Raw genomic sequence first — 9871 nt, forward strand, 5'->3', positions numbered from 1 at the left:
CGGAGGAAAGCGGGGAACGGTCGATGGGTGTCACCCTCAGTGAGGTCGCCCGTCACGCCGGGGTCTCGCTCGCGACGGCCTCCCGGGCGCTCAACGGCTCGGCCCGGACGGTCGGCGGGGAACTGGCCGCGAAGGTCCGGGCCAGCGCCGACGCCCTCGGGTACCTGCCGAACGCTCCCGCCCAGGCGCTCGCCCGGGCCGCCACGGCCAACGTCGGCGTGCTCCTGCACGACGTGGCCGACCCGTACTTCGCGGCGATCGCCCGCGGGGTCTCCGACGCCGCCGGGCGGTCCGGGCTGCTCCCGCTGGTGATCAACACGGACGGGGAGCCGGAGACGCAGGTGCGGGGCGTCCGCATGCTGCACGGCCAGCGCGTGCGGGCCATCGTCCTGGCCGGCTCCGCCCACACCGACCCGGCCGCCGTCCGGGCCGTCGACGCGGCGCTCGCCGACTACCGGGCGGACGGCGGACGGATCGCCACCATCACCGACCACGGCCCCGGCTACGACGCCGTCCTGCCGGACAACCGCGGGGGCGCAGCCGACCTGACCCGGGCTCTGCTCGGCCTGGGGCACCGCGAGTTCGCGGTGATCACCGGGCCGGAGCGGCTGCGGGTCCCGATGGAGCGGCTCGCCGGGGTGCGCGAGGCGCTCGCCGAGGCGGGCGTCGAGCCGGCCGAAGGGGCCGTCCAGCACGTGGAGTTCACCCGTGACGGGGGACGCGAAGCGGTGCGGCGGCTGCTCGACCGCCCGCAGGCCGAGTGGCCGACCGCCGTGCTGGCGCTGTCCGACGTCTGCGCGATCGGTGCGCTGGGCGAACTGCGCGCGCGGGGGGTCGACGTGCCCGGCCGGATGTCCGTGGCGGGCTTCGACGACATCCCGTTCGCCGCGGACGTGGCGCCGGCGCTCTCGACGGTGCGGATGCCGCTGGAGCGGCTCGGCGCGAGTGCCGTCACCCTGGCGCTGGAGTCCGACGGGGGCGGGCGGCCGGTCCGGCTGGCCCTGCCGACCGAGGTCGTGCTGCGGGGGAGTACCGGGGCGGCGCCCGTGCGGGACCGGTGACCGGGGGAGCGGCCGACCGGGCGATGGTGCCGGACGCCCGGTGAGCGGGCGGTGCGGGCGGTCCGAGCGGTTCGGTCGGGTTTTCGCAGGCCGGGAACGCGGGATGGCCTGACCGGACGATCGGCCGACCGGTACGGTAGTTCTGATCGACTCGGCACATCTGTGTTCGTTCGATCGAATTTCGATTGAACGAGCCAGATTGATCAGATGCCGTGCGGCACGGGGCACGGGGCACGCAGGAGGAAGCCATGACCATCACGGCCGAGGAGCGTCGGTCCCGGATCCTCGAGGTCGTGCGCGACCTCAGGACGGTACGCGTGGTGGACCTCGCCGCCCGGATGGGCCTCTCGGCCGTCACCGTCCGCCGCGACGTGGCGGTGCTCGCCGACGACGGGCTGCTCCAGCGCTCGCACGGCGCGGTCTCGCTGCCGCGCGCCAAGCCCACCGCGGCCGAGGGCGCCGACCGGGTCCTGGGCATGCTCGTCCCCACCGTCGGCTCGTACTTCGACGAGGTGGTCGGCGGCGCCCGCTCGGCCGCCGCGGACGCCGGTGCGCGCCTGGTGCTCGCCATCGCCCCGTACGAGTCGGCCGACGACCGCGCCCAGGTCGGGCAGCTGCTCGACTCGGGGGTGGACGGCCTGCTCCTGACCCCCAACTGGCGTCCGGCCGGCGGCGAGGACCGGCTGTGGACCGGGGGGCTTCCGGTGCCCGCCGTGCTCGTCGAGCGCCGCCCGCCCGCCGACGGCGAGGGCGCGCCGCTGGACTCCGTCGGCTCGGACCACCGGCACGGCGTCCTGCTGGCGCTGCGCCACCTGGTCTCGCTCGGGCACGGCTCGGTGCTGCTGGTCGCCCGGGAGGACACCTGGACGGCGCACCAGGTCCGGGCCGGCTACGCCGAGGGGACGGCGCTGCTGGGGCTGGAGCCGCAACCGGTGATCGACATCCGCCGCCCCGGCGTCGACTCCGAGGCCGTCGCCGCGCGGATCGCCGAGGCCGCCGCCCGGGGCGTGCGGGCCGTGCTGGTCCACAACGACCAGGACGCCATCCAGCTGCCGCCGCTGCTGCGGGCCCGGGGCCTCCAGGTGCCGGACGACGTGGCGCTGATCGCGTACGACGACGTGTTCGCGGCCCTCGCCGCGCCGCCGCTGACCGCTGTCGCGCCGCCGAAGCGGGCCGTGGGCGCGGCTGCCGTGGAACTGCTGCTGCGCCGCCTGGACCTCGGCGGCTCGCTGCCCGTGCACCGCCTCGAACTGCTGCCCTCACTGGAGATCCGCACCTCCTGCGGGGGCGCGGGCGCGGCCGGCTGAGGCGCGGCCGGGCGGTGCCCCGGGGCGTCCCGGCCGCGCCGCCCGGCCCGCCCCCGCCCGGCCCGCCCCGGTCTCAGGCCGCGAGCCGGGCGAGGTAGGCCGCGCCGGGGCCCAGCAGCCCGGGCAGCGGGGCCGCGGCCGGGTACCAGGGCGCCTCGTACTCCCAGGACACCCAGCAGTCCGCCGGCAGGGCGCGCACGCACTCGGCGATCGGCAGCACGCCCGCCCCGAGCGCGAGCGGCGTGAGGTCGTCGTCGCTCGCGACGTCCTTGACCTGGACGTAGCCGAGGTGGGGCGCGAGTGCGGCCAGGCTCTGCGCCGGGCTCTCGCCGGCCAGCCGGGTGTGCAGCAGGTCCCACAGCGCGCCGACGGCCGGATGCCCGACCAGGTCGAGCACGCGCGCCACGTCGCGCCCGGAGCGGTGCGAGTCGTGGGTCTCCAGCAGGATGCGGACGCCGAGGGAGCGGGCGGTGTCGGCCGCGGCGGCCAGCCGCCGGGCGGCCCGCCGGTCGTCCTCGCCCGGCGCGGACCGCGCGCCGTGCGGGAAGACGCGCAGATGGCGCGCCCCGAGGTCGGCGGTCAGCCGCAGGTGGTCGGCCAGGGCGGCGGCCAGCCGGTCGTCGTCGCCCGGAGCGGCGACGCCGAGGTAGCAGGCCACGGCGAGCGGGGTGATCCCGTGGGCGGTGAACTCCCGCCGGGCGCTTCGCCGTTCCCCGGCCGTCAGGTCGGGGTGCACCGGTTCGCCGGGCGCGCACCGCAGTTCGAGTCCCTGCCAGTGGTGTTCGGCGGCCAGCTGCAGGACCTCGGTGAGCGGGCGGCCGGGCAGGCCCAGGGTGGAGAGGGCGAGTCGCACGGTGGTCAGTCCTCCCGGCGGACGGTGACGGAGCCGGTGGCGAGCAGGGCGGTGTGCCGCCCGCCGTCCGGCCAGCGGACGTGGAGCAGGTGGCCCCGCGGGGCCGGTTCGGTGCGGACCTCGACGGCCGCGCGGGGCGGCCGCACCGGGCCCCGGGCGAGCCGTGCGGTGCTGACGAACAGCGCGGCCGCGTCGGCGGTCCGCCCGGTGACCCGGGGTACCGCGCCGACGGCGCCGAACGCGGTGCCCGAGGGCAGCGGGTCGGTGCCGGCGCTGGTGAAGCCGCTCGCGCAGCGCAGCAGCGAGACGAGCCGCAGGCCGTCCGGCCCGGTGGCGGTGGCGGTGGCGGTGGCGGTGGCGGTGGCGGTGGCGAGCGGCCCGTCCACGGCGGTCTCGACGGAGTCCCCGGCGACCGCCCAGCCGCTGTGCCGGACCTCGGTGCCCGGCTCGGCCCCGGAGACCAGGTGGGCGTGCACCTCCTCGGCCCCGGCGGCGAGGACGAGCGAGGTCACGACGACCCCGGGGAGTTCCGCGCCGCCCGCCCGGGGCCGGTGCTCGGAGGCGGCCCAGCCGTCGCCGGCGCCGAGCGGCCGGATCCGGCCGCGCTCGGTGAGCGCGCCGCCGACCACCAGGCCGAGGTGGTTGTCCGGCGGTCCGTCCAGGACCGGGCCGGTCGCGGTGGAGTGGGCGAGGCGCGCGTAGAGCGGGTCGTCGGGCAGCACCTCGTCCGCGGGCTGGTCGTCGCTGCCGTGGTTGTGCAGCCGGACGAGGCCGTCGGCGGCGGTGGACTGGATCAGCAGGCCGGGCCGGGGGAGCGGCCGGACGGCGTCGCCGAGTTCGGCGGGTCCGGGCTGTTCGACGGCCGTCCAGACCGGGTGCTCCGGCGGCAGCAGCAGTCCGAGGAAGCCCTTGGCCGCCCAGTACGGGGAGGCGGGCCCGGAGTACGGCTGGACCATCGGCGGGTACGGCCCGTGCCAGCCGGAGGTGAGCAGGCCCTCGGCGTCGAGCGCGCCGCGGTCGAGGAAGTACCGCAGGGCGCCGGAGGCGAGGCGGCGGGTGGTGCCCGCGGCCAGCGGGGTGTTCCCGCAGAGCGCTCCGGCCCACAGCGGGGCCGCGGCGGCGAAGCGGTAGGTGAGCGAGCGGCCCTGGTGGACGGGGGCGCCGTCGGCGCCGAAGGCGTGCGCGCAGGCGTCGAGGTGGGCGGCGAGCCGGCCGCCGTACAGGTCGAGCAGGTGCCGGTCGCCGCCCAGGTGGGCGTGGAGGACGGGGTAGAGGTGGAAGGCCCAGCCGTTGTAGTGGTCGAAGGCGCGCGGGCGTCCGTCGGTGTACCAGCCGTCGCCCCGGTACCAGGTCTCGATCCTCGCCAGGCCGCGTTCCACGGCCCGCTCCGCGGCCGCGGTGTCGATGCCCGCCTCGGCGAGGAAGCCGCCGACGGTCAGCGGGAAGAGCCACCAGTTGTTGTCCACCGGGGCCCGGTGGAGGGCCTGGGCCAGCCAGGCACCGGCCCGGGCGCGCACGTCCTCGTCCAGGCGGTCCCAGAGCCAGGGGCGGGTGATCCGCAGGGCCAGGGCGATCGAGGCGGCCTCGACCATGGCCTGGCCCCGGTCGGTGATCACCGGCCAGGAGGCCGGGTCGGCGCCGGTGAGGTCGCGTTCGGCGGTGGGGCGGCGGGTGCCGGCGGCGAGCCCTTCGGCGTAGGCCGGGAGCAGTCCGTGGGGGTCGTCGCCTCGGGCGCCCGCGACGCGGAGGGCGGCCAGCAGGAACGTCCGGGCGTACCCCTCCAGCCCGTCCGAGCGGGGCCCCGACCAGCTGGGGCGGTCGCCGGGCAGTGCGATCAGGGCGTGTTCGGGGCCCGCGTGGCGGCGGACGGCGGCCAGCAGGCCGTCCGCGGCGGCCTCCCAGTGGGCCCTGGTCCAGCCGGTGAGGGGGCTGAGCGAGCGGTCTTCGGGGGGTAGCTCGATCGGGGGCATGCCGGGGCTCCTCGGTCGGTGGCGGGGGATCGGATCCGGGCAGAACCCAGATCGATCGTCCATGATATTGATCAAATGATCCAAGATGACAGGGGAAAACATCACGAAAAGGGTGCTTTCCCGTAAAGAAGCCCGAACATTGCGAGGTATGCCAGATCGAAGCGGATCATTTGATCCAGAACCCTTGACTTCGATCGAAGCGCGGTCACAGGATGGCCCCACCCCGCACACCCCCTCCACCGGGAGACGAGCCATGTCCACTACCCCCACCCGTGTCCGCAGAGCCCCCCGTCTGGCCGCCGCCCTCGTCGCGTCCGCCCTCGGCATGACGTCCCTCGCGGCCTGCGGCAGCGACTCGTCGAGCGGTGGCGCCGAGGACGGCAAGCCCGTCGCCCTCACCTTCTGGGGCTGGGCCAAGGGCACCAAGGAGGTCGTGGCCGCCTTCAACGCCACCCACCCGAACATCCAGGTGACCTACGAGGAGATCCCCTCCGGCGTCGCCGGCGGCTACGCCAAGATCTCCAACGCGGTCAAGGCGGGCAACGCGCCCGACGTGTTCAACGTCGAGTACTCGCAGCTGCCGGACTTCGTCAGCCAGGGCGCCGTGCAGGACATCGGCAAGCTCGTCACGGACGGCGTCAAGGCCAAGTACCTGAACCAGGCCCTGGAGCTGACCACCCTCGGCGGCACCACCTGGGCCCTGCCGCTGGACGCCTCCCCGCAGGCCTTCTACTACCGCAAGGACCTCTTCGACAAGGCCGGCATCACCGCGCCGAAGACCTGGGACGAATTCCGCACCGCCGCCCGGAAGCTGAAGGAGGCCCAGCCGGACGCCCGGATCGCCACCTTCTTCCCCGACGACCCGACCACCTTCGAGGCCATGGCCTGGCAGGCCGACGCCCACTGGTTCAAGAGCTCGGGCGACGCCTGGAAGGTCGACGCCACCGGCCCGGAGAGCAGGAAGGTCGGCGACTACTGGCAGCAGCTGATCAACGACGACCTCGTCCGGGTCATGCCGTCCTTCAGCCAGCAGTGGACGGCCTCCCTGCAGAAGGGCGAGACGGCCGGCTACCTCGGCGCCTCCTGGGGCGGCGGCGTGCTCAAGGGCACCGTCCCCGACGCCTCCGGCAAGTGGGCCGTCGCCCCCGTCCCCACCTGGGACGGCAACCCCGCCAGCGGCATGGTCGGCGGCACCACCTTCGCGGTCTCCAAGAACAGCAAGAAGGCCAAGGCCGCGGTGGAGTTCGCCACCTGGGCCACCAGCACGCCCGAGGGCTTCAACGCCCGCATCGCCTCCGGCACCTCCTCGGCCTACCCGGCCGCCCCGGCCCTGGTGTCCGTCGCCCAGGCCGCCTTCAAGACGGACTTCTACGGCGGCCAGGACGTCTACGCGATCTACGCCGACGCCGCCAAGTCCATCAAGCCCGGCTGGCAGTGGGGCCCGGCCATGGGCGCCACCAACACCTCCCTCAAGGACGCCTTCGGAAAGCTCACCCAGGGCGGCACCGTCCAGTCCGCCGTGGACGCCGCGCAGCAGGCCACCGTCGCCGAGCTGAAGAACCGCGGAATCAAGGTCGCCCAGTGACCACCGCCCCGACCGACCGCGCCGTCCGCACCGCGCCCGCCCGCCCCACCGGCGGGCGGCGCCGGTCCGGCCGGTACGGCGCGCCGGCCGTGCTCCTCGCGCCGTTCCTGATCCTCTTCACCGCCTGCACGCTCGTCCCGATCGGGTACGCCGTCTACCTCAGCCTCTACACGGAGCACCGCTCCGGCCTCGGCTTCGGCGGCGTCGAGACGGTCTTCACCGGCCTCGGCAACTACACCCGCGCCCTCGGCGACCCGGCCTTCCTCGACGGCTTCGGGACCACGGCCCTGTACTGCCTGCTGTACATCCCGCTGATGGTCGGCCTGTCCCTGGCGCTCGCGCTGCTCCTGGACTCCACGCTGGCCCGCGCCCGCCGCTTCTTCCAGCTCGCGCTGTTCCTGCCGCACGCGGTGCCCGGCATCATCGCCGCCCTGATCTGGATGTACCTGTACACCCCCGGCATCAGCCCGGTCATCGAGGTGCTGAACTCCGCCGGGAGCAGCCCCGACCTGCTCGGCAACCCGCTGCCCGCCGTGGTCAACATCGCGCTCTGGGAGTGGGTCGGCTACAACACCGTCATCTTCTACGCCGCGCTCCAGGCCGTCCCCCGCGAGGTGCTGGAGGCCGCGATCGTGGACGGCGCCGGCCCGCTGCGCACCGTCCTCAGCATCAAGATCCCGCTGATCCGCGCCTCGATCGTGATGGTCGGCCTGTTCACCGTGATCGGATCCCTCCAACTGTTCACCGAACCGATGATCCTGCACGGCGCCTCACCCGGCGTCATCAGCACCTGGACCCCCAACATGTACGCCTACACCGCCGCCTTCGACCGCGGCGACTACGGCCTCGCCGCCGCCTCCTCGGTGCTGCTCGCCATCACCGCGGCCGTCCTGTCCTTCCTCGTCACCTGGGCGACCCGCACCCGCCCCGCCCGCCGGACGGAGGACTCGGCATGACCACCCTCGCCCCCGAACGCGACACCCGCCCGCGCCCGCGCGCCCCCCGGACCGGCCGCGACCGCACCCCGCGCACCCCCTGGACGCTGTCCAGGGCCGCCGTCAACGGCGCCCTCGTGCTGGCGTCCGCCTACACGCTGCTGCCACTCGGCTGGCTGCTCACCGCCGCCGCCAAGAACACCGGCGACCTCCTCGGCGGCCACGGCCTCACCCCGTCCAACTGGAACCTCGGCGCCAACCTGCACGCCCTCGCCACCACCGGCGACGGCATCTACTTCCGCTGGTACCTCAACTCGCTGCTCTACGCGGGCGTCGGGGCCCTGCTCTGCGCCCTCGTCTGCGTCGGCGCCGGCTACGCCTTCCACGTGTACGCCTTCCCCGGCAAGGAGAAGCTGTTCGGGCTGGTCCTGCTCGGCGTGCTGGTGCCGACCACGGCCCTGGCCCTGCCGATGTACCTGCTCGCCTCCGAACTCGGCCTCGCCAACACCTTCTGGGCGGTCTTCCTGCCCTCCCTGGTGAACCCCTTCGGCGTCTACCTCGCCCGGGTGTTCTGCGCCGGCTACATCCCCGGCGAGGTGCTGGAGGCCGCCCGCACGGACGGCGCGGGCGAACTGCGCGCCTTCTGGTCGATCGGGCTCAGGATGGTCATGCCGGGCTTCGTCACGGTGTTCCTGTTCCAGTTCACCGCGATCTGGAACAACTTCTTCCTGCCGCTGGTGATGCTCTCCGACAACCGGCTCTTCCCGGTCAGCCTCGGCCTCTACGCGTGGAACACCCAGACCCACGCGTTCCCCGAGTTCTACCCGCTGGTCGTCACCGGCTCGCTGCTGGCCGTCGTGCCGCTGGTCGTCGCGTTCGTCGCCCTCCAGCGCCACTGGAAGGCCGGGCTGACCGCGGGAAGCGTCAAGTGACCCACCAGACCGCCAACTCCACGACTGCGCCGGAGAACCACGTGTCCAATCCGCCGAACCCGACCGCTGCGAACGGGAGTTCACCCGGCGCGCCGCGCCGGCGCCCGCGCGCCCTGCTGGCCATGACCCCGGACCTCGTCGACCGGCTGGTCGACGACGAGACCATGGAGCGGCTCACCACCCTCGCCCGACTCGACCCGGTGTTCGTCGTCGACGACTTCACCGGCCCCGAGGCGGCCGCCGCCCTCGCCGAGACCGAGGTGATCGTCAGCAGCTGGGGCTGCCCCCCGCTCGACGAGGCCGTCCTCGCCGCCGCGCCCCGGCTGCGCGCCGTCGTCCACGCCGCCGGATCGGTCAAGCACCATGTCACCGAGGCCTGTTGGGAGCGCGGCATACAGGTCTCCTCGGCCGCCTGGGCCAACGCCCTGCCCGTCGCCGAGTACACCGTCGCCAACGTGCTGTTCGCCAACAAGCAGGTGCTGAGGCTCAGCGCCGACTACCGCGAACGGCGGGCCCCGCACGACTGGCAGGCCGCCTACCCCGGAGCCGGCAACTACCGGCGCACCACGGGCATCGTCGGCGCCTCCCGGATCGGTCGGCGGGTCCTCGAACTGCTCCGCCCCTTCGACCTGGAGCTGCTGCTCCACGACCCGTACGTGGACGAGGCCGAGGCGGCCGCGCTGGGCGCCCGCTCGGTGACGCTCGACGAACTGTGCGGGCTCAGCGACGTGGTGAGCGTGCACGCACCCGAACTGCCCGGCACCCGGCACATGATCGACCGCCGCAGGCTCGCCCTGATGCGCGACGGGGCGACGCTGGTGAACACCTCCCGCGGGTCGCTGATCGACCAGGACGCCCTGGTCGAGGAGCTGGTCTCGGGCCGCCTCCACGCGGTCCTGGACGTCACCGTCCCGGAGGTGCTGCCCGCCGACTCGCCGCTCTACGACCTGCCCAACGTCCTGCTCACCCCGCACGTCGCCGGCTCGCTCGGCGGCGAACTGCGGCGGATGGCGGCCGCGGCGGCGGACGAGCTGGCCCGCTACGCGGACGGCACCCCCTTCGCCCACCCGGTGCTGCGCGGCGACCTGGACCGCACCGCCTGACCGGGCGACGCCCCCGTCCGGCCGTGCGCCGAGGGCCGCAGGAGTCCCCGACTCCTGCGGCCCTCGGCGTTCTGTGGCCAACTCCCCTGCCTGGAACAGCAGTCGGCGGCCGTGCCCCTCCGGAG

Annotated in this window: 8 protein-coding genes; 6 read left to right on the forward strand and 2 right to left on the reverse strand. The window is 74.7% G+C overall.

From position 1 onward, the window contains the following. Positions 1-23 precede the first annotated feature (23 nt). Together ACFVUY_RS11675 and ACFVUY_RS11680 are read left to right on the forward strand one after the other, a co-directional pair. The gene (locus ACFVUY_RS11675; RefSeq protein WP_387729357.1) at positions 24-1061 is read left to right on the forward strand and encodes a LacI family DNA-binding transcriptional regulator; all 1038 of its coding nucleotides are present in this window, start codon (positions 24-26) and stop codon (positions 1059-1061) included. Positions 1062-1309: 248 nt separating this feature from the next. Beyond that, the gene (locus tag ACFVUY_RS11680) at positions 1310-2368 is read left to right on the forward strand and encodes a substrate-binding domain-containing protein (protein WP_387729359.1); all 1059 of its coding nucleotides are present in this window, start codon (positions 1310-1312) and stop codon (positions 2366-2368) included. A 73-nt stretch (positions 2369-2441) separates the two neighbouring features. Here the strand turns inward: ACFVUY_RS11680 and ACFVUY_RS11685 are convergent, their stop codons facing one another. Continuing rightward, entirely contained in the window at positions 2442-3221 is a 780-nt protein-coding gene (locus ACFVUY_RS11685; RefSeq protein ID WP_387729362.1) for a sugar phosphate isomerase/epimerase family protein, read from the reverse strand. A gap of 5 nt (positions 3222-3226) precedes the next feature. After that, entirely contained in the window at positions 3227-5191 is a 1965-nt protein-coding gene (locus ACFVUY_RS11690; protein WP_387729364.1) for a DUF2264 domain-containing protein, read from the reverse strand. Positions 5192-5444: 253 nt separating this feature from the next. Between ACFVUY_RS11690 and ACFVUY_RS11695 the strand changes: the two genes are divergently transcribed. The 4 genes from ACFVUY_RS11695 to ACFVUY_RS11710 all read left to right on the forward strand — a co-directional run bounded on the left by ACFVUY_RS11695 (position 5445) and on the right by ACFVUY_RS11710 (position 9746). Next, entirely contained in the window at positions 5445-6776 is a 1332-nt protein-coding gene (locus ACFVUY_RS11695; protein ID WP_387684067.1) for an ABC transporter substrate-binding protein, read from the forward strand. Continuing rightward, positions 6773-7732, forward strand: a complete 960-nt coding sequence (locus ACFVUY_RS11700) for a carbohydrate ABC transporter permease (RefSeq protein ID WP_387684065.1) — start codon at positions 6773-6775, stop codon at positions 7730-7732. The genes ACFVUY_RS11695 and ACFVUY_RS11700 overlap by 4 nt, the downstream gene beginning before the upstream one ends. After that, entirely contained in the window at positions 7729-8643 is a 915-nt protein-coding gene (locus tag ACFVUY_RS11705) for a carbohydrate ABC transporter permease (RefSeq protein WP_387684063.1), read from the forward strand. The genes ACFVUY_RS11700 and ACFVUY_RS11705 overlap by 4 nt, the downstream gene beginning before the upstream one ends. A 122-nt stretch (positions 8644-8765) precedes the next feature. Further along, positions 8766-9746 carry a hydroxyacid dehydrogenase gene (locus ACFVUY_RS11710; RefSeq protein WP_387729404.1) on the forward strand — a complete coding sequence of 327 codons (981 nt, stop codon included), beginning with the start codon at positions 8766-8768 and terminating at the stop codon, positions 9744-9746. The last annotated feature ends 125 nt before the right edge of the window (positions 9747-9871 follow it).

Source organism: Kitasatospora sp. NPDC058063 (genome assembly GCF_042885395.1).
GTDB lineage: Bacteria > Actinomycetota > Actinomycetes > Streptomycetales > Streptomycetaceae > Kitasatospora > Kitasatospora lactacystinica.

Excerpts from the sequence above, each read along its gene's own strand:
- ACFVUY_RS11705 (WP_387684063.1), top strand. The coding sequence starts at position 7,729 with ATGACCACCCTCGCCCCCGAACGCGACACCCGCCCGCGCCCGCGCGCC.
- ACFVUY_RS11680 (WP_387729359.1), top strand. The coding sequence starts at position 1,310 with ATGACCATCACGGCCGAGGAGCGTCGGTCCCGGATCCTCGAGGTCGTG.
- ACFVUY_RS11690 (WP_387729364.1), bottom strand. The coding sequence starts at position 5,191 with ATGCCCCCGATCGAGCTACCCCCCGAAGACCGCTCGCTCAGCCCCCTC.
- ACFVUY_RS11695 (WP_387684067.1), top strand. The coding sequence starts at position 5,445 with ATGTCCACTACCCCCACCCGTGTCCGCAGAGCCCCCCGTCTGGCCGCC.
- ACFVUY_RS11710 (WP_387729404.1), top strand. The coding sequence starts at position 8,766 with ATGACCCCGGACCTCGTCGACCGGCTGGTCGACGACGAGACCATGGAG.
- ACFVUY_RS11675 (WP_387729357.1), top strand. The coding sequence starts at position 24 with ATGGGTGTCACCCTCAGTGAGGTCGCCCGTCACGCCGGGGTCTCGCTC.